The sequence below is a fragment of the Oceanobacillus jordanicus genome (assembly GCF_022095695.1).
Lineage (GTDB): Bacteria > Bacillota > Bacilli > Bacillales > Amphibacillaceae > Oceanobacillus_B > Oceanobacillus_B jordanicus.
The window spans coordinates 123,454-139,460 of sequence record NZ_JAIFZM010000002.1 but is presented as its reverse complement, the minus strand read 5'-3'; the positions used below and the strand labels follow the sequence as shown (position 1 = coordinate 139,460).

Below are 16,007 nucleotides of genomic sequence, written 5' to 3'. Positions count from 1 at the left end.
GTTCTCGGCCGATGTACTCTGGCTCAAGGGCGATGCCCCTTCGTTCACGGCCGATGCACCCGCTCATTCTAAACGGACACTTATCACTTTTCTATTCTAATTCAAAGCTCTGTGCTTCTACCTCTGCACTATTTGGTCCTACATACACGACAAATTCGCCTGGATCACTTGTGTAACTTAGATCTGCATGGTGATAACGCAGTTGCTCTTCTGTGATTGTAAATTGGACTGTTTTCGTCTCGCCTGGTTCTAGATGGATTTTTTCAAATCCTTTTAATTCCTTCAACGGGCGAACTACTTCGCCTACTTTGTCTTGAATATATAGTTGCACAATTTCTTCGCCTGCTACTTTTCCAGTGTTGGTTACGTTAACTTGTGCTGTGAGCGTTTCGCCCTTCTTAAGTGTCTCACTGGAAAGGGAGAATTGGTCGTAGGCATAGGTCGTGTAACTAAGGCCATATCCAAACGGGAACATTGGCGCATTCGGGCTATCAAGGTACTGCGATACATAGCGAATCTGCGCATCTGGCGCTCCTTTTGGTCGGCCAGTATTGAAATGATTGTAGTAGACAGGTACTTGTCCTACATTGTCTGGGAACGACATGGTTAATTTACCTGAAGGATTCACTTCACCATACAGTAAATCTGCAATGGCAGCTCCGCCCTCGGTTCCTGGGAACCATGCCTCCAGCACCGCATCGGTTTTATCAATTACGCCGTGTAAATCTAGTGGTCTACCATTAAATAGCACTGCTACAGTTGGCTTTCCGAGTTTTACAATCTCTTCTACCAGTTTAAGCTGTGGTGCTGGTAGCTGAATAGTTGTTCTTGAGCCTGCTTCTCCACTCATTTCCGAAGCCTCCCCAAGTGCAAGTACAACTACTTCTGCCTCACCTGCTAACTTGATAGCTTCCTGTAAATCTGCATCTTCTCCTGTTTCAATGTCACTGCCTTTAGCGGCTATAACTTCTTTGTTTAGTTTTTGCTCGATCCCAACCTTCACTGTAATCGCATCATCCGTTGAACCGAGGAAAGACCATGGGCCAAGAATATCGTTTCCTTCCGCAAATGGGCCGATGAGGGCAATCTTTTGCTCTTTTTTCAAAGGAAGAACTCGGTCATTCTTCAAAAGGACAGCCGATTTAGCGGCAAGATCCTGTGCTGTTTGGCGATGCTCTTCACAACGGATCACTTCTTTTTCACGTTCTTCATCTGCTCCCCGATACGGGTTTTCAAATAAGCCTAATTTCTGTTTTAACTCAAGCACGCGCAAGACAGCTTCATCTAATAAACTTGCCTCCACTTTTCCTTCTTCAATCAATTCCTTAAGATGGCTGGCATACGTTGTTGTCATCATTTCAATGTCCAAACCTGCTTTTATAGCCTTTTCGGCTGCTTCTTTTTCATTTGTCGCTACGCCGTGTGGGATAAGCTCTTTTACAGCTCCCCAGTCAGAAATCAAGACACCATCAAAGCCCCATTCCTCACGGAGAAGATCACGCATCAAGGTTTTGTTTGCGGTAGCGGGAATGCCATCAACCGTATTAAATGCAGTCATGACCATTTCACTTCCTGCCTCCAATGCAGCTTTATAAGCAGGCAGGTAATATTCTCTTAAATCTCTTTCTGACATATTGACTGTATTGTAATCACGTCCACCTTCTGCTGCACCATATGCAGCAAAATGCTTCACACAAGAAGCGAGGGCGTCCGTATTATTTTTTAAATCATCACCCTGGAATCCCTCTACTTGAACTCTAGCAAACTCTCCATTCAAATAAGGATCTTCTCCTGTTGACTCCATAACACGTCCCCAACGTGGATCGCGTACAAGGTCAACCATTGGAGCAAAGGTTACATGAATACCTGAAACAGCTGCCTCTTTCGCTGCAATCTGTGCACTCTTTTCTGCAAGCTCCAAGTCCCATGAGCTACCTATTGCGAGTGGCACCGGAAAAATTGTCCGGTATCCGTGTATGACATCCGCCATCATTAAAAGCGGTATTCCCAGTCTGTTTTCCTGTAAATGGCGTTCTTGGATTGCTTTTATTTCTTTTGCACCCCACGCACCGAGTACGGAACCTGTATTTTCCACTGTTTCATCTGTAACGTTCATATTTACCATCGGACCGGTAATCTCTCCGCTGTTCGATGCACCTTTAAAGAATGGTGTTGCAAGCTGCATGAGCTGCGCTACTTTTTCATCTGTTGTCATTCTACCTAATAAATCGTGTAGGAATTGGTCTGTCATGTGTCTTCCTCCGTTTCAGCATATTATACAACTTTCGTTGGCTTATTTTTTTTGAAAATCTTGCATTCTTTCTTCTTATACTTAGGACATCATCATTTCAACTACGCCCTCATTGCTTCCTAGCTAAATTTTAGAAAGTTTGGCTTTTCGCACTTACGCAGTAGAGGTGTTTTCTACTTCCCTATCTGCAAAGAAATAAATTAATAGTTGCAATCGGTTTCAAATACTACTATAATCGATTTGTAGAAACGTTTCAACAAAAACATATAATTTTCACCAGGAGAATTTTAATCTTCTCTCCTTAAGAACCGCCATAACAACAAGAAGTGATTATAAATTCACGTAAAGTGAGTATTTTTTAATCTAAACTTGAAAACGATTTCAAAATGTTTTATGCTTTTTCGGAGAAACGTTTCAATAAAACTCTCTGAACAAGGAGTGATGGTGTAACTAGCCAGAACATGGAAGACTCTGAAATGCTTCATTATAATTAAAACTACTATATTTAAGGGGTGTACGTATGAAAAACAATAAATATGCATGGCTTACAGCAATTTTGCTAAGTGTGGTACTTGTATTAGGCGCTTGTTCATCTGATGATGAATCGAGCAGTGGATCCTCAAGTGATTCGGATACCATTTCCGTTTGGACAATGACAAGTGGATTAGAAGAATTTGTAACAGAGTATGAAGATGAATCTGGTGTAACTGTTGAAGTACAGGCAATCCCTTGGGATAACGCCCATGACAAACTTCTAACTGCTGTAGCTTCAGGCAATGGACCTGATGTTCTACAGATTGGTACAACATGGGTTGCAGAATTTGCCGAAGCCGGAACATTCCTTGATATTTCGGATAAAATTGGTGACTATGACAACTTAGCAGCTGACAATTTCTATGAATCTGCTGTTGAAACAACGAAATATGAAGACACTACGATCGGAATTCCTTGGTATGTTGATACACGTGCTTTATTCTATCGTACTGATTTACTAGAAGAAGTTGGATACCCTGAAGGCCCACAAACATGGGATGATATGGTAGATGCATCTCGCCAGTTGGCTGATCGTGGTGATGGACAGTATGCCATTGACTTACCTGCAACAGATCCTCAATTCCCGTTCTTATTAGCATGGGAGCATGGTTGGAATTATGATATGGATAAAGGATCCGCAAGCTTTGATGATCCTGGTTTCAAAGAAGCAATTGAGTTACACAACCTTTTCTATAGTGAAGAACTTTCTCAAACTGGAGAAGGAAAAGAATTCTTCCAAGCATTTGAAGATGGCTCGAAGCCAATGTTCTTCAGTGGCCCTTGGGATATCAAAACAATTACCGAAAGAGCTCCTGAGATTGAAGGTCAATGGGATGTTAAAGTGATGCCTAAAGCAGAGAACAACAATTCTATGATGGGTGGCGCACACTTGGCTGTTTTTAATAACTCAGAAAAAGTAGACCAAGCGCTAGATTTCATCAACTGGATGGCAGACCCGGAAACACAAGTAAAATGGTATGAGGAATTTAGTGAACTGCCTGCAAACCTAACCGCTTGGGAAGATCCTGCATTAACTGAAAACGATATGGTTGCGACGTTTGGTGAGCAATTGAAATCAACACAGCCACTTCCATTAATTCCTGAGTATGAAAGATTAGGTCAAGAGATTCTGAATATGCTTGAGCAAATCAACCGTGGTGGCGCGGATATTGATGAAGCATTAGAGGATTACAAAGCTGAGGCAGCACGCGTTCTCGGTGAGTAGCAGATAAGTAAAATCTTAGAATCATAAAATACGAAATAGAGTTTATCAATGCTACGGCATGATAAACTCTATTTTTTTACAATGGTTGTTGAACGTATGTGACGGATCCAATAGCTTCGAATGCGCTCAGCGTTTTGTTCACTCCATCTGATTAGCCCCTCTCCTCCCTCTATATTACTTCTTCATGATCAGGCTGGAATAGTCGATAGCAGATCTCCTAATCTATAGTTTGCGAAAAATGATAGAAAAGGAGGAATTTTTTCTTGCAATCGATTTCAAAACCCACTATAATCAATTTATAGAAACGTTTCAACAACTTATATTTTAATAAGAAAGTGAAACGAGTTCATCATATAATACTTATACCAATACCAGTTGCGGGAGTTTCCTTACATTTTTTATTGATTTGTTGAAAACGATTCCAATATTTCGGTTGCATCGGTTTAATAGAAACGTTTCAACTTCTCTAAACTTAATATGGAACCAACTCCTGTCAGTATGTAGAACAAGCGCACACACGAGTGAAAGGAAATCCTAAACCTTTCGACATGTCAATTAAGGGGTGAACGTAATGAATCGCTTTAAAAGTAATTTAACACCATATTTCTTTATTATGCCTGCTGTTATACTACTCGGTATATTTTCTTTCCTACCGATCCTTGTTTCATTAGTTATTAGTTTTACAGATATGAATTTAAGCGGGTTAGCAAACTGGTCGCAAATCAGTTTTATCGGCTTCGATAACTTTGTCCAGTTATTCCAGGACGATGTTTTTCTTAAATCGATGGGGAACACTTTTATTTACGTTATTATTGGGGTGCCTTTGGCTGTAATCAGTTCCTTTGTCATCGCACTACTATTAAAGCTTGTATCTGACTGGATGTCCACGACTTTCCGCGTCATCTACTATGTTCCTTCTGTAACGAACATTGTAGCGATAGCTGTTGTGTGGAGTTTCCTCTACAATCAGGAATATGGACTTTTTAACTATCTATTGTCTCTTGTAAATTTTGACGCTATCCCATGGTTAGAGGATCCATTTATTGCTAAACTTTCCTTGATTGCAATGGCAGTTTGGAAGAGTAATGGTGTCAGCATGCTCATTTTCCTTGCAGCACTGCAATCTATTCCTAACATGTATTATGAAGCAGCAGACATTGATGGCGCAAACCGCTGGCAGAAGCTTACCAAAATCACGCTACCTTCTATGAGCTTTGCTACTTTCTTTGTTGTGGTAACAACACTGATTGGCTGGCTACAATTTTTCGAGGAACCATTTGTTATGACAGAAGGTGGACCTCTGAATGGCACGAATTCACTTGCTCTATTTATCTATCAAGAAGGTTTCCAATATAGTGAATTTGGCTATGGTGCAGCAGCATCCTTTGTTCTGTTCATCATTATCATTCTAGCAACTCTATTACAATTTAAACTAAGAAAATCTGAAGATAATTAAGGAGGCGGCTTCCATGGATTTAAAAAATAATTTTGAACGTGCCATTATCAACACGGTCCTTTTCATTGGCGGTCTGCTTGTATCACTGCCATTTGTTTGGATGATACTTAGCTCATTTAAGAATGAAAGAGAAGTATTAAGTATTCCGCCAACCTTGTTCCCAAATGCTCCAACATTTGAGCATTATATAAATCTATTTACAAATTTGAACTTTGACGTTTACTTAGTAAATACATTGGTCATCGTCTTTTTCTCCATGATCGGTTTACTGTTAAACACTATGGCCGGCTATGGCTTTGGTAAGTTTCAGTTTAAAGGAAAAGAAATTTGGTTCGCTGTTGTGCTTCTTACCATGATGATACCTGGTCAGGTTACCATGATTCCTACTTACTTGATCCTAAATGAAGCTGGCTTAACGAATAGCATGGCAGGGATTATTCTCCCTGGGTTAATTGCTGCATTTAATATTTTCTTAATTCGTCAGTTTATGGTAACCATTCCAGATGACCTGATCGAAGCAGCCCGCCTTGATGGTGCTGGCGAAATGTATATTTTCCTTAAGTTGATTATTCCGTTGGCAAAACCAATTCTCGCCGTACAGGTTATCCTTACATTCATCGGTTCATGGAATAGCTTCCTATGGCCATTGATTATTGCCAACGATGAAAAATTGTACACGTTATCGGTAGGCCTTGCACTACTACAAGACCAAAACGTGTCAAACTACGGCTTGCAGATGGCAGGCTCCACCTTTATGGTTGTACCTGTACTCATTATCTTTATCATCTTCCAGAAACATATCGTAGAAGGGTTCAACGTATCTGGTATAAAATAAAACTTAACCCGGCAGAGGTCTTCCCCCCCCCGTTTAGGCGGGATAAAATAACTAAACGATGGACAGTTGGAGACTCGCTTACTGGCGAGCCTTCTCCTTTCCTAATCGTATTAGAAAGGAAAAATGACATGGCGCTATTTCAATGTGAATTTTCGTCAGAGGTTTTATCAAGATCTGTTTCTATGAACGTCATTTTACCACAGCCATCCTTTAAGGATGGCGCTACAGGAAACAAGAAATATCCAACCCTATTTCTTCTACATGGCTTCAGTGACAATCACACCGCCTATCTTAGAACTACATCTATTGAGCGGTATGCCGCTGACAAAGGGCTTGCTATCGTTATGCCAGGCCTTGATAACAGCTATTATACAAATATGGCTCATGGTGGTAAGTACTGGACATTTTTAACGGAAGAGCTCCCCGCAGCTGCCAGATCTTTCTTCCCCCTTTCTGAAAAACGGGAGGACAACTTTGTAGCAGGTCATTCGATGGGTGGCTTTGGTGCATTGAAATGGGCATTGAATTTCCCTAATCGCTTTGCAGCAGTAGCTAGCATGTCTGGTGTTACCGATATGGTATACCATTTAGCAAATGTTAGAAAAGAGCCTGGTGACAAAAAGAGATCATTGGAGCTCGTTTTTGGTGAAGCGGATGTCAGCAAAACAGAGAATGATTTAATCTATAAGCTGGAACGATTAAATGAATCATCCAATGAAAAACCAATGCTTTATCAATCTTGTGGTACTGAAGATTTCTTATATGAACATAATTTACGTTTTCATCGTATATGCAAAGAAACGGACCTTGACTATACGTATGATTTCGGACCTGGAGACCATACTTGGGAGTATTGGGATGATAAGATCCAGGACATATTGAAATGGCTCCCTATTCGGTAAAATTCAGGTAATTCCTAGCATATAATGTATGATACGATGTTAGTAATGAATCGTTGGAGGAAAATGACATGGCAACTATAAAAGATGTAGCAAAACGTGCTGGGGTCGCAATATCCACTGTTTCCTACGCCTTAAACAACAGTCCAAGAATAAGTATGGCAACAAAGAAAAGGGTTGAAGAAGCGGCGAAAGCATTAAACTATAAGAAAAACGGCTTTGCTTCTGATTTAAAAAGGACAAAGACAAACACCATCGCACTGCTTTTGAGCGATCTCTCTGGACCCTTCTATTCAGAGCTTATTCAAGGGGTGCAGGATGTCACATCGGCTAATGGGTATGATCTAATTGCTTGTAGTTCGATTGGCGGCGCACAATCGACTGCAGTAAAATTCCTCACGGAAAAGCGTGTAGATGGAGCGATTATTCTTGCCCATAATATTAGCGACGCCATTACACTTGACGCAGCACAGCACGGGTCCCCACTCGTTGTGCTTGATCGTTATCTGGAAGATGAGTCTATCTACCATGTGGAAGTGGATAATATACATGGAGGCTATCATGCTACAGAGTATTTAATCAACCATGGCCATAAGCAAATTGCGTTTATTAGTGGACCAGCAGCCTCTCACGATAACGTGCAACGGTATAAAGGATATCGAAAGGCATTAGAAAACTATAATATTACGTATCAATCAAAATGGGATATTGCCAGTGATTTCACAAGAGAGGGCGGCTACCGGGCGACAAAATTGCTTATCGCCCAGCGGAACCTTCCTCAAGCCATTTTTTACGCAAATGATGAGATGGCAGTCGGCGGACTTCAAGCTTTTAAAGAAAACAATATCAGCATCCCGGATGATATTTCCATCATTGGCTATGATGATATCCAATTATCCGAATATGTATCCCCGCCACTAACAACTATTAAACAGCCAAAATACGAGGTCGGCGCCCTTGCTGCCCACCTTATCTTTCAACTGTTAGGCGGCGAAAAAACAGATAACCATTACAAGCTTTCAACAGAACTTGTAGAGCGCGAATCTGTGAGGCATGTGTCAGAATAGATTAGATTAGGGAAGCTCTAACCATGTGGTTGGAGCTTTTTTTGTGGGGGTGGTTGATTGGAAGCATCTTGTGATTGATTGGACTGCTCTTCTGGTTGATTGGGAGCATCTTGTGATTGATTGGACTGCTCTTCTCGTTGATTGGGAGCATCTTGTGATCGATTAGACTGCTCTTCTCGTTGATTGGGAGCATCTTGTGATCGATCAGACTGCTCTTCTCGTTGATTGGAAGCATCTTGTGATTGATTGGACTGCTCTTCTGGTTGATTGGGAGCATCTTGTGATCGATCAGACTGCTCTTCTCGTTGATTGGGAGCTCCATGTGATTGATTGGACTGCTCTTCTCGTTGATTGGGAGCATCTTGTGATCGATTGGACTGCTCTTCTCGTTGATTGGGAGCATCTTGTGAGCGATTGGACTGCTCTTCTCGTTGATTGGGAGCATCTTGTGAGCGATTAGACTGCTTTTCTCGTTGATTGGGAGCTCCATGTGATTGATTGGACTGCTCTTCTCTTTGATTGGGAGCTCCATGTGAGCGATCAGACTGCTCTTCTCTTTGATTGGGAGCATCTTGTGATCGATTTTAGCAACTGAAAGTTAATAAATCTGCAAAACAAAAAGCTCCTCACCAAGGAGGAGCTTTCGCCTTCATCTAAATTTACGATTTTAATTGTTTTATTTCTTCTAATTGCTTCATAACACTTTCGACCAAAGGACTTCCTGCTTCTAAGCCAGCTACAGTTTGTAGTGCTTGTTCGTATCCTTGCTGTGCTACTTTTTCTTGCAATTCTACTGCTTCCGCATCCTCATCAAATTGATAGGAAAGGGCTGCAGCAATTGTTTTTGCTAGAAATACGGGTTCTTTGCCTGTTGTTTCTAAGTACACGCTAGCAGGGCGAATAAGGCGATCTTTTGCGCCGAGCTTACGAATTGGGCCACGTCCTACACGTGTTACTTCATCGGAAATATACGGGTTTTGGAAACGGCCGATAATTTTCTTAATATACGTCTGGTGTTCATCTCTATCAAACCCGTACGTTTGAATCAATGCTTCACCTGATTCATTTAATGTACCGCTTAGGATTTCTAGAACTTTTTCATCATGCATTGCTTCATTAATGGTTTTGTAGCCCATGTAATGCCCGATATATGCAGGTACAGTATGACCTGTGTTAACTGTAAACAGTTTACGTTCAATATACGGTGTTAGATCTTCTACAAAGGTAATGCCGTCAATGTTTGGAACTTCACCTTTGATTGCAGAACGGTCTACCACCCACTCGTAATATGGCTCTACAGATACTTCAAGCAGATCCTCATTAACCTGGTTTGGTACAATGCGGTCAACTGCTGCGTCAGGGAAACCAAATAACGTAGCCATTTTTTCCTGTTCTTCTGCTGGTACGTGATCCATTACTTTTTCTTTTAATAAAGTACTTCCACCAACCATGTTTTCACATGCAATAATATTCAGCTCCGTTGGATTGGAAGCTAGTCGAGCACGTAATCCTTTGGCAATTAACTCTGCGATAATTGGCAGGATATTTGGCCCAACAGCCGTTGTTACAATATCAGCCTTTTCAATTCCAGCAACAACACTATCTGGATCTTGCATACTATTTATCCCAGAAACATTTTTCACAGTCAATTGTTCTTTGTTTTCTGCAGCCAAAATAACATTATACTGTTGTTTATTGTTTAATTCCTCAATCACTTTATCATTTACGTCGACAAAAGTGGTGTGATAACCTGCTTGATAAAGCAAGGAGCCAATAAACCCACGCCCGATGTTTCCTGCTCCGAAATGTACGGCTTGCATTTAGTTCACCTCACTGAAAATACGGATGATCTCTTCTTCTGAAGAAGCATCAAGAATGGTTTGAATGTTTTCTTCTTCTGAAAGAACAATCGCAATTTTAGATAGGACCTCCAAATGCTCGTCACCTTTACCAGCAATACCAATAAGAACTTTAACGATATTTCCATCGCCAAAATCAATACCTTCTGGAACTGTTACAACGGAAAGACCAGTTTCTGTAACCATTCCTTTTGCATCCTCTGTACCATGAGGGATAGCAACGTTATTTCCCATGTAAGTGGATGTCAATTCTTCACGCTCTAACATTTTATCGATGTAAGAAGCTTCTACATAGCCATTATCTGCTAGGATGCCACCCGTGTAACGAATTGCCTCTTCCTTGCTGTTTAATGATACATTTAGTTTAATATTGTCTTTGCTTAATACTTCTTTTGCCATAGCTTGATGCACTCCTTATAATAAATTTTTTTCGTTTAGTAATTTTTGAAACTCCTCTATAAAAAGCTGCTTTATCGCTGCTTCTTCCCCGGATTCAAACAATTGAATCCGCTCCCTGCCCTGGATGATCATCCCACTTAGTAAACTCATGATCTCCAACGCTTCCTGTTCTGTCTCTTCTGGTGCCAGCATGAGCAGGATAGTCTGCATTTGCATGTCCCGATCATCCATCCCCTTTACGGTTACCGGATGTTCAAGATGGTATACCGTAAAGCTCGGCCTGTTCACCCTATTTGATCTAGTGTGATACAATCCTAACTTCGTTTCTGGTATCCCAAGTCCACTCAGTTTTTCACGTTCTACAAGCATTTGAAAAACTTGATTAGGATCAGAAAGGGCTCCCTCCTGTGCCAGCTCTGTGCAGACGATATGCAGCATATCTTTTGTTGTTCGTTTTTCCGCAAGGCTCTTTATCGAAAAATGATCAAGGATCTGTAACATGACGCGAGAATAAACCTCGACGCCTCGAAGCCTCCCAATAAACTCTTCAGCAGAAGTAGCTGTGGAAATCATGCCATGTACTTCCCTATTAGCTGGGTTCTTGGTTACGGTTAGCTTTTTTTGTCGGATCGCTTTTTTAATCCGGTGCACTTCTTGCTTTGTCAGTATTGGTGAAGCTAGGATATACTCTCCATCAAAGCCCTCCAACGGTATAGTAGACACGATAATATCATAGCCACCAACCGGCAATTCCTGCAGATCAAACATTGATTTATTATCGACATGTCTAATCTCGGGTATGCGCTGTTGTAAAGTTGTGGCAAGCATTTTTGCCGTCCCAATTCCGCTAGAACAGATAACGAGAGCGTGTAAGTCTGTTTTGTTATCGTCATGCAAAAGAATGGCGGCAAAATGCAGTACCAAATAGCCAATTTCATCGTCTGGAAAAGAGATGCCTGGAAAAACTTCCAAAACACCAGCCCGCACGATGTCAAAAAGATCGCGATAATCATTCATGATCTCTTTTAAGAGTGGATTCTTTATATTCATTTCCTGTTGCAACCGATACATGGTCGGCTTTAAATGTGCTACGAGGTCGTTTAACATGACCGCATTTTCCGCTAAGTCCACATTCAATTGATTTCCAACATGGTCTATAAGAGCTTTTGCTTTAAAAGCGATATCCATACTTGTATCTTCAATGAGATAATTCTGATCCGCGCGTAGCTTAGCGCCTAATAAATGCATCGTGATATAACCGATCTCATCCTCTGGGATGTCCATATCCAATGATACTTCTAAATCCAAAAGCATTTTCTTGGCTATCGCAAATTCCCTTGTGCCTTGTAGCTGCTTCCAAGACGTTGGATCAAAGCGGATCTTTTCTCCTCTTTTTAAACGCTCCATCGCCAAAGCCAAGTGGACAACCAACCCAACATAGGCACTATCAGCCAAGTCATTAGGCAGTTCATGTCTTGCCTGTTCCACTCTTTCTTCAATAACATGCAGCTTATCAGCATCAACTAAACCAAGTAATCGATTGGAGATTTTATCTGTTTGTATCCCTGATTTTTTCTGGATGTTTTGCTTGATTAAGCTGATAAAATCATAAGGCTCCACATATTGGGAAATCAGGTTACTGATCGCAGCCCGTTTACTTGCTTCTTTCCCTATGATTTGAACACCTGAGCCTCTTTTTCGGATAAGCTGCAGATTGTACCTCTCCAATTCTGTTTCAAGCTGATCAAGGTCATTTCTTACGGTAGCAGTTGTTACGCGTAATTCGCTGCTTAATGCATACAATTTTATTGGCTCTTGCGCCTCAAACAAAATGGAAAGAATGACTGCCTGCCTTTCTTCTGAAGAAAGATCAAGCTCCGCTGTTTGCATCAGCTCTTTGTTTAATCTGTCTTTATCTTCCTTTTTCCCTTCAAGCGAAAGGCCTACACCTGCACGCTTTACTAAATTTAGCTGAAATTCTTTTGCCAAATCCTCTAGTTCTTTAAGGTCTCGGTGAATGGTCCGCTCACTAACATCGAGTGTCGTTGCAATTTCCTTCACTGTTATCCCTTCATATGCCTGAAGTAAAACCTGAAGCATCCTCCGTACCCGCGCTGTGATATACAAGCCATTCACCTCCCTTATCGTGTCGTATTAAATTTAAGTTGTGTTTATCGAGTAAGTTGGCCGGTGTATCTACCAAGTCTGCGGGATATCGGCCGTGCGAGTCTCATCTTCGCCCATGAGATCTACACCATCGGCCAGCGCACATTCCTTTTCAACTTTTAAAAAACATAAGAGGGCAAGGAGTTACCCCCTGCCCTACTTTTTATCTTACTACTTTTTAAGTCTCTCTACCAATTGATCATATTTTGGACTGTTTAAGAAGTTCTCAACAGAAATATGCTCAGCTGTTGGGATCTTTTCTTTTGCACGATCCGTAAGATCTCTATGCGTAATAACGATATCTGCATCATCAGGAATCTCGTTAATTGCATGGTTATTAACATAAATATCAATGTCAGCTTTTTTAAATTTGTTTTTCAATAAAGAAGCACCCATTGCACTTGAACCCATACCCGCATCACAGGCAAAGATAACCTTATCAACCTCTGCTGCGTCTTTTTCTGTATCGACTGGCGTTTGGTTCAATGCATCTGCTTCAGCAGTTTCACCGGCATTTAATGTACCAGCTACAGAACTTTTCTTGCCTTTCATCGCTTCCATTTGGCCAGTAGCTTCTGCTAAGTCTGCTTCTGATTTGCTTGTTTTCAAGATTACGGAAGCAATTAAGAAGGAAACAACAGCGGCTACAAGTACACCAAGTGTTACACCAAGATAGCTATCTGGTGTTGCCATCGCATAGACTGCAAAAATACTTCCTGGTGAAGCTGCAGCTCTAAGTCCTGCATCAAATAAAGATAGTGTGAACACACCACTCATACCCCCACCGATTACTGCAAGAAGCAACATTGGCTTCATTAGGATGTATGGGAAGTAAATTTCATGAATACCACCAACAAATTGGATTAGTGCTGCACCAGGAGCCGAGGCCTTTGATGCACCTTTACCAAAAATACTGAAGGCAAGCAATATTCCAAGACCTGGTCCTGGGTTTGCTTCCAATAGGAATAGGATCGATTTGCCAGCATTTGCTGCTTGTTCGACACCAATTGGGCTTAAGATACCATGGTTAATCGCATTGTTTAAGAATAGAATTTTTGCTGGTTCAATAATAATACTTGCTAGTGGTAGTAATCCTGCACCAATAATGGCTTCAACACCAGCAGCTAACCCATTGTTCAGACCTTCTACAACAGGACCAATTGCTAATGCAGCGAGTATTGCAAGAATTGCTCCGATAATACCAGAAGAGAAGTTATTATAAAGCATTTCAAATCCGGATTTCACTTTATCTTTAAACATATCATCAAACTTCTTCATAATGTAACCAGCAAGTGGTCCCATTACCATTGCGCCGAGGAACATTGGAATACCTGCACCAACAATAACCCCCATTGTTGCAGTTGCCCCGACAACCCCACCACGCAGGTCATAAACCATTCGTCCACCAGTAAAACCGATCAATAGTGGTAGTAAGTATTTAATCATTGGGTCAACCATTGCCCCAAGACTTTCATTTGGGAAATAGCCATCTGGAATAAAGAGTGCTGTAATAATCCCCCACGCAATAAATGCGCCGATATTTGGCATGATCATGCCACTTAAGTAACTGCCAAAGCGTTGAACCTTGGCACGAAAACCTTTCTTTTCTGCCATTTTCGTTACCCCTCTCTCAAATTATAATGAATATATAAATGAAAACATTTTACTATCCTAATTCTATTCCCCAAATTCGAGTAGTACAACGTAATCTAAATACAACTTTGGCAAAACACTTGTTGACAAAATTTGATGAGAAGGCTCAGAAGAATGGTTCTACCGAGCATGTTTGCTATGCCAATCGATTATGCGCGAGTTCCAATCAACAACATAGACACCCTAATCGACTTCACGAGAGTTCCAATCAATTACGTAGGCAAGCCAATCGATCATATGAGAGGTTCAATCAATCACATATACGCTCCAATCGATCACACGCGAGTCCCAATCAACAACATAGACATGCCAATCGATTATACGAACACCCCAACATTACTTTAATCTTTCACCAACCTTTTATTAAATACAAAAAAACGCCCTTCTCGGACGTTTCTTATATATATCCCCTATTGTTTTAACCTTGCTCTGGATAGAAGAGCACTTTTCCATATGATTCTTTTCGATTAATGATGCGGTCGAATGTTTCCGGTCCTGCTGATAAAGGCAGGCGGTGACTAATGATTGGTTTAATTTTAAGTTGGCCTGTTGCCATATAATGAATTGTTGTACTCCACTCCCTGCCCGGAAATGGAGAAGAAATGGCATTCCAGGAGCCATATACGTTTAATTCATTGCGGACGATTTTTTCAAAAAAGAAGCGCTCAATGTTAATATCCGCATACGGGATGCCCATAAATACAACCTCGCCACCCTTTTTAGGTAAAGAAAAGATTTGCGCTGACGTTATCGGTGATCCCGCTGACTCCACCGCCAGATCTACTCCAGTGCCATTTGTATGCTCAAGAATTTGTTCATGTGCTGGTTTATCCAGCGGATTAATTAGCACATCTGCCCCCAATTCTTGCGCCACACTTAATTTGGCAGGATCGATATCAATGGCGTAGACCTTTTTCGCTCCAAAGATTTTTGCCCATTGTACAGCCAACAACCCAATATTCCCACAGCCCATTACCGCAACTTCAGCCCCTGGTCTAATTGTTGTACGGTAAAAACCATGTACAACAACAGCGGAAGGTTCTACTAGTGCTGCACTATCAAAATCAACTTCATCTGGAAGTGGTAAAACATTCTCTTCTGGTAATTTAACAAATTCCGCATAGGCACCAGGGTGTCTTGCGCCAATTACCGTAAGCTTTTCACATCTAGCAAGCTCTCCCTTTTTACAGCTTTCACATTCCCCGCAATAAAAAGTTGGACAAGCCGCAACACGGTCTCCTGGTTTTACTGTGGTGACGTTATCTCCAACTTCGACTACCTCGCCAGAAAACTCATGCCCGAAAATCATCCCTTCGACATATGGTCCTAGCTTGTTGTATCTAGATATGTCAGAGCCACAAATCCCTACTGCTTTTACTTTTATAATTACATCATCTGTATCTGTTATAACGGCTTTTTCTGCTTCCTCGAAGCGAATATCTTGCTTCCCGTAAAGTTTAAGGGATCGCAATTCTCTCACCCTTTCTCCATTACTTTAACTTGCTGCTTTATCCTTCTTCTTTGTTGTAAGCTTAAGAAGCACAGCACCTATTAAAATCGTGTTAAAAATTACCTGATATTCAAAATAAAAACTGGAAACGGACCGAAATGGACCAATCATAAAATCCAAAAATGTATCCATCATATAAATCACCTTCATTTC

15 protein-coding genes are annotated in these 16,007 nt (G+C 41.2%); 8 read left to right on the top strand and 7 right to left on the bottom strand.

What is annotated here, in order from left to right:
* Positions 1–91: 91 nt before the first annotated feature.
* Positions 92–2,251, bottom strand: a complete 2,160-nt coding sequence (gene bglX / locus K3T81_RS02780) for a beta-glucosidase BglX (protein ID WP_238018091.1) — start codon at positions 2,249–2,251, stop codon at positions 92–94.
* A gap of 520 nt (positions 2,252–2,771) precedes the next feature.
* Here bglX and K3T81_RS02775 point away from each other — a divergent pair.
* From K3T81_RS02775 to K3T81_RS02750, 7 genes are all read left to right on the top strand, one after another.
* A complete protein-coding gene (locus K3T81_RS02775) occupies positions 2,772–4,010 on the top strand; it encodes a sugar ABC transporter substrate-binding protein (protein ID WP_238018089.1) in 1,239 nt (412 codons plus the stop codon).
* A gap of 571 nt (positions 4,011–4,581) precedes the next feature.
* A complete protein-coding gene (locus K3T81_RS02770; protein WP_106897923.1) occupies positions 4,582–5,466 on the top strand; it encodes a carbohydrate ABC transporter permease in 885 nt (294 codons plus the stop codon).
* 13 nt (positions 5,467–5,479) lie between these two features.
* Entirely contained in the window at positions 5,480–6,301 is an 822-nt protein-coding gene (locus K3T81_RS02765) for a carbohydrate ABC transporter permease (protein ID WP_106897924.1), read from the top strand.
* A 128-nt stretch (positions 6,302–6,429) separates the two neighbouring features.
* Positions 6,430–7,203, top strand: a complete 774-nt coding sequence (locus K3T81_RS02760; RefSeq protein WP_106897925.1) for an alpha/beta hydrolase — start codon at positions 6,430–6,432, stop codon at positions 7,201–7,203.
* A 68-nt stretch (positions 7,204–7,271) separates the two neighbouring features.
* A complete protein-coding gene (locus K3T81_RS02755; protein WP_106897926.1) occupies positions 7,272–8,267 on the top strand; it encodes a LacI family DNA-binding transcriptional regulator in 996 nt (331 codons plus the stop codon).
* 43 nt (positions 8,268–8,310) lie between these two features.
* On the top strand, positions 8,311–8,433 hold the full coding sequence (locus tag K3T81_RS19460) for a hypothetical protein (RefSeq protein WP_275949813.1): 123 nt from the start codon (positions 8,311–8,313) through the stop codon (positions 8,431–8,433).
* A 30-nt stretch (positions 8,434–8,463) separates the two neighbouring features.
* A complete protein-coding gene (locus tag K3T81_RS02750; RefSeq protein ID WP_238018087.1) occupies positions 8,464–8,727 on the top strand; it encodes a hypothetical protein in 264 nt (87 codons plus the stop codon).
* A gap of 199 nt (positions 8,728–8,926) precedes the next feature.
* Here K3T81_RS02750 and K3T81_RS02745 read toward each other — a convergent pair whose 3' ends face one another.
* From K3T81_RS02745 to K3T81_RS02730, 4 genes are all read right to left on the bottom strand, one after another.
* Complete coding sequence (locus K3T81_RS02745; RefSeq protein ID WP_238018085.1) at positions 8,927–10,087, bottom strand: mannitol-1-phosphate 5-dehydrogenase; 1,161 nt, start codon at positions 10,085–10,087, stop codon at positions 8,927–8,929.
* Positions 10,088–10,525: a PTS mannitol transporter subunit IIA gene (locus tag K3T81_RS02740; protein WP_238018083.1), complete on the bottom strand. Its 438-nt coding sequence runs from the start codon at positions 10,523–10,525 to the stop codon at positions 10,088–10,090.
* Positions 10,526–10,540: 15 nt separating this feature from the next.
* Complete coding sequence (locus K3T81_RS02735) at positions 10,541–12,661, bottom strand: BglG family transcription antiterminator (RefSeq protein ID WP_238018081.1); 2,121 nt, start codon at positions 12,659–12,661, stop codon at positions 10,541–10,543.
* Between the two features lie 201 nt (positions 12,662–12,862).
* Positions 12,863–14,305: a PTS mannitol transporter subunit IIBC gene (locus tag K3T81_RS02730; RefSeq protein ID WP_238018079.1), complete on the bottom strand. Its 1,443-nt coding sequence runs from the start codon at positions 14,303–14,305 to the stop codon at positions 12,863–12,865.
* 153 nt (positions 14,306–14,458) lie between these two features.
* On the opposite strand from K3T81_RS02730, the gene K3T81_RS02725 reads away from it, so the two are divergent.
* On the top strand, positions 14,459–14,689 hold the full coding sequence (locus K3T81_RS02725; RefSeq protein WP_238018077.1) for a hypothetical protein: 231 nt from the start codon (positions 14,459–14,461) through the stop codon (positions 14,687–14,689).
* A gap of 73 nt (positions 14,690–14,762) precedes the next feature.
* On the opposite strand, the gene K3T81_RS02720 is transcribed toward K3T81_RS02725, so the two are convergent.
* The gene (locus tag K3T81_RS02720) at positions 14,763–15,815 is read right to left on the bottom strand and encodes a galactitol-1-phosphate 5-dehydrogenase (protein WP_238018076.1); all 1,053 of its coding nucleotides are present in this window, start codon (positions 15,813–15,815) and stop codon (positions 14,763–14,765) included.
* Positions 15,816–15,839: 24 nt separating this feature from the next.
* Complete coding sequence (locus tag K3T81_RS02715; protein WP_193751955.1) at positions 15,840–15,986, bottom strand: hypothetical protein; 147 nt, start codon at positions 15,984–15,986, stop codon at positions 15,840–15,842.
* Positions 15,987–16,007 lie beyond the last annotated feature (21 nt).

Coding starts and splice junctions, on each gene's coding strand:
- bglX (WP_238018091.1), bottom strand. CDS start 2,251: ATGACAGACCAATTCCTACACGATTTATTAGGTAGAATGACAACAGAT.
- K3T81_RS02775 (WP_238018089.1), top strand. CDS start 2,772: ATGAAAAACAATAAATATGCATGGCTTACAGCAATTTTGCTAAGTGTG.
- K3T81_RS02770 (WP_106897923.1), top strand. CDS start 4,582: ATGAATCGCTTTAAAAGTAATTTAACACCATATTTCTTTATTATGCCT.
- K3T81_RS02765 (WP_106897924.1), top strand. CDS start 5,480: ATGGATTTAAAAAATAATTTTGAACGTGCCATTATCAACACGGTCCTT.
- K3T81_RS02760 (WP_106897925.1), top strand. CDS start 6,430: ATGGCGCTATTTCAATGTGAATTTTCGTCAGAGGTTTTATCAAGATCT.
- K3T81_RS02755 (WP_106897926.1), top strand. CDS start 7,272: ATGGCAACTATAAAAGATGTAGCAAAACGTGCTGGGGTCGCAATATCC.
- K3T81_RS02745 (WP_238018085.1), bottom strand. CDS start 10,087: ATGCAAGCCGTACATTTCGGAGCAGGAAACATCGGGCGTGGGTTTATT.
- K3T81_RS02740 (WP_238018083.1), bottom strand. CDS start 10,525: ATGGCAAAAGAAGTATTAAGCAAAGACAATATTAAACTAAATGTATCA.
- K3T81_RS02730 (WP_238018079.1), bottom strand. CDS start 14,305: ATGGCAGAAAAGAAAGGTTTTCGTGCCAAGGTTCAACGCTTTGGCAGT.
- K3T81_RS02725 (WP_238018077.1), top strand. CDS start 14,459: ATGGTTCTACCGAGCATGTTTGCTATGCCAATCGATTATGCGCGAGTT.
- K3T81_RS02715 (WP_193751955.1), bottom strand. CDS start 15,986: ATGGATACATTTTTGGATTTTATGATTGGTCCATTTCGGTCCGTTTCC.